This is a genomic window from Sphingobacterium sp. HMA12, from assembly GCF_002933815.1.
Classification (GTDB): domain Bacteria; phylum Bacteroidota; class Bacteroidia; order Sphingobacteriales; family Sphingobacteriaceae; genus Sphingobacterium.
The window spans coordinates 1-3,852 of the sequence record NZ_BEYR01000010.1 but is presented as its reverse complement, the minus strand read 5'-3'; the positions used below and the strand labels follow the sequence as shown (position 1 = coordinate 3,852).

Annotated in this window: 3 protein-coding genes; all 3 read left to right on the top strand. The window is 40.9% G+C overall.

The features are described 5' to 3' along the window. Positions 1 to 227 (top strand): hypothetical protein (locus HMAT_RS27150; protein WP_158656170.1); only part of this gene is annotated, 227 nt, incomplete at its 5' end. Positions 228 to 229: 2 nt separating this feature from the next. Next, positions 230 to 3,451: a SusC/RagA family TonB-linked outer membrane protein gene (locus tag HMAT_RS26840; protein ID WP_104385910.1), complete on the top strand. Its 3,222-nt coding sequence runs from the start codon at positions 230 to 232 to the stop codon at positions 3,449 to 3,451. Between the two features lie 11 nt (positions 3,452 to 3,462). After that, on the top strand, positions 3,463 to 3,852 hold a 390-nt coding region (locus HMAT_RS26835; protein ID WP_158656168.1), incomplete at its 3' end, for a hypothetical protein.

Here is a 3,852-nt window from a genome sequence, read left to right as displayed (position 1 = left end):
GAAACTTGCCGCTCCGCAATAGTTTTAATGTATTGTCATGGTTTCTAAATAAACCTGTCATGCTTGGCGATATTGAAAATATAAATGTCGACTTCGATCTGCCTGCGGATTTACTGGGTTATACCGATGCACAGCTTTTGCAGTTGTTAAGGCGGCTCGGTGCCAAGATAACCCTTGTGCAGCAGGAAGTGGAGTATGTTTATTTCTCAGCAGATAGGGGGATATAAGCATGAAAACATTCATATTAATGGTGTTATTCCTGTTCATTTCAGGGATAGCAAACTTCGCTATTGGACAGAACCTGATGGCTAAGATAGAAGGCAAAGTAATCAGTAGTGACAATAAGAAGCCTATTCAGGGTGCCTCTATTAGCATATCGCGTGGGAAGAGCACAACAAAGTCCGATCAGGAAGGCCGGTTTGTGATAAGAGCAAATCATGGTGACAGTGTATTAGTTAGCCATATTGGCTATCATAGTGAAACCATTTTATATAAAACTGGAACTTCAAGCCTGACAATTATGCTAGTGCCTGTGGCTAATGTATTGAATGAAGTGATCGTTAGTTCGGGATATCAGCAGCTCCGTCCCAACGAGATGACAGGTTCTTTTCAGGTATTGGATAAAAAGATCCTTGACCAGCAGGTGGGTACTAACATTCTGGACCGCCTGAATAATCTGACACCGGGATTCCGAAAGGGGACTTTCGAATTTAAGCCTAATCGCAATGAAAAGCTTAATATTTCGATTCGGGGCCTTAGTACCATTGAGGCTTCTAAAGACCCCTTAATCGTGTTGGATGGTTTTATTTATGAAGGAGATATCGATAACATCGATCCTACTAGCATCGCATCTGTTACTGTGCTCAAGGATGCTGCCGCTACTTCGATATGGGGAGCGAGAGCGGGCAATGGTGTTATTGTAATGAACAGTATTAATACTGCCAATAAATCGCAAAAGACAATTGTCAATATTTCCCATACCACCACGACCAAACGCATCACGGATTATAATAGGTTGTATCAGCCAGCTAATTTGGATTATATCTTGGCCGAACAGGAGCTTTTTAATGCGGGCTACTATGATGGGAAACTTGAGCAGAGTCCATACCTTGCCTTGACGCCTACAGTCGAAGTTTTCCTGGCTCGGCGCAGGGGATTGATTTCGGCGCAGGACTCAACAGATAGGATTGCCGAATTACTGGCAATGGATGGTAAAGCGGCTTATAGAGATGCTTTTTTAAAGGCCCCATTCTTACAGCAGTCTTTTGCCAATATCTCGGGCGCTTCAACGGTGATAAGATATAACTTTGGGGTTGGTAATACCATGGATCTTTCCGAAAATAGGGCTAAAGACAATAAGATAAATCTCTACCTCAACAATTCATTTCACTGGAAGGACAAATTTGAGTTGAATCTCAATGTGAATTTTCTCACGCAGAAACAACGTAGTGGTACATCCGTACTTGATCAGTTTAAATATGGTGGTAAATATGTGCCTTTCTTCGAATTTATGAATGCGGAGGGTGAAGTATTGCCTTTTAATAGAAGCTACCGAGGCAATTATCTCAATGAACTGTATGGAGATAAACTGTTGGATTGGAATTATTATCCATTGCATGATTATGAGCTAGATCGCGCGACAACACGTAAAAATGAATTGTATGCCATTGTACAGGCCAAATATAATATCAAACCTTACTTAACAGCAGCTGTATCTTATCAATATCAGATACAGCGAAAAGTAACGGAAAGGATCGCACAAGCGGAAAGTTATTATGCTCGGAATTTGATCAACATGTTTTCCAGTATTGACCCGCAATCTGGTTTGGTAGCACGTCCGATTCCCATTGGAGGAATTTATGATCTTAACAATGGGGATATTAGTTCGAATACATGGAGAGGGCAACTGAATTTTAACCGATCGTTCGGAGTTCACCATATCAATGGGATTTTAGGTGCAGAAATAAGAGAAGTATTATCAAAGGGTTCAACAAGTAGTTCCTATGGTTATAGCGCTGATCCGATACGCACGAAAGTGGTGGATTACGCAGGCTTTTACCCGACACTGCCTGCAGGCGGATTTTCCTCCATTCAGGGAAATATTTCGCTAATGAAATCCCTGAATCGTTTTGTGTCTCACTATGCAAATGTCGCGTATTTATTCAAGCAACGTTACGGTCTTTCGGCCAGTATACGTAAGGATGGGGCTAACGTGTTCGGCATAAATACCAACGATAAATTTAATCCATTTTGGTCGGTAGGCGCGAGCTGGCAGATCAGAAAGGAAAAGTTCGCTGACTGGAAAGCGGTAGATGCGCTGCAGCTGAGAGCCACCTATGGCTATAGCGGCAACATTGATCCCTCGCGCACGCCTCTTCCGGTTGCTGAAACGACCAGCGGACGGTATACCAATTATCCTGCTTTTGTGATCAGCACCCTGAATGATCCATCTTTAAGATGGGAAAAGGTGCGGACATTAAATTTGGGACTGCAATTTGGACTGTTCAAAAGTAGAATCACAGCAAGCTTTGATTATTATGTGAAAAAGAGCACAGATCTGTATGGCAATTCATTGATAGATTATACAGTATTTGGAAAGGCCAACACCACGATAAAAAATAATGCTTCGATAAGAAGTCAGGGAGCTGAGTTGAATTTGACTGCCGAAGCTGTAAGGACTCCGAGCTTTAGCTGGCGGCCTGCCGTGCTTTTAAGCTTGAACAAAAATAAAGTGCTGGAATATTACAATACCCAGTTTGGTCTCATCAATTTAGTTGGAAATGGTTCTAGTACTATACCAATAGTCGGTAGACCGCTCAATTCCATCGCTGCCTTTAATTGGGGCGGCCTGGACGAACACGGTGATCCGCAAGGATTCTTAAATGGTGAGCTATCGAACGATTATCAAAAAATCAGAAATTCAACAGTGGGGGAAACAGACGATAATCAGACAATTGTATTTGTAGGGTCTTCTGTCCCACAATTATTTGGAAACTTGATCAATACGTTTTCCTATAGGAATTTTGAGCTATCATTTAACCTTTCCTTTAAAGCGGATTACTATTTCAGTAAGCAAGCAACTACTAGTGGTAATTTTTATTTATATGGTAAAGCTTATTCAGATTTTGATAGGAGATGGCAGTCCCCAGGAGACGAAAACTATACGCAAGTACCCCGCGTAAAATATCCTATTGATGCAAATCGCGATGCTTTTTATCAGGAAAGTTCGGTTAATGTGTTGAAAGGGGATCATGTCCGTGTGGAATATATCAATCTCTCTTGGAGGAACCTGTGGCAGTTGGGTAGCAAAAAGTTAAATACCCGTTTGTTTTTCAATGGCAGTAATTTAGGGCTGATCTGGAAAAAAAATAAAGAAGGCGTAGATCCTGATTTTCCTGGGCGGTTAACACCTAATCCTACTTATGCCATAGGGCTTAATGTCAATTTTTAAATAAATAAATCATGAATATAAACGATTGCTTAATTAAGATGTTGGTAGTTTTGCCACTCTTGTTCTCTTTAACTTCATGTAGTAAGTTTTTGGAAGAAAAATCAAATTTCTCGCTTCAAAGTCCAAATACACTTGAAAGTTTACAAGGAATACTGGATAATTCAATTGATATGAACATGAATGTTCCGGTATTTGGTGATATTCATTCGGATGACTATTTCTTTACTGAAAAGGAGTTTAATGCGGTGGATGATCAGTCCCGAGGGTTTTACACTTGGATAGGTTTTCCGTACAATTATCCGGATGATTGGGCGTTGATGTACGTGCCTGTTTATCAGGTTAACGTGGTGCTGGATGCATTGCCCAAGGTTGAAGGTATACAACGTGAAAAAGATAGAATT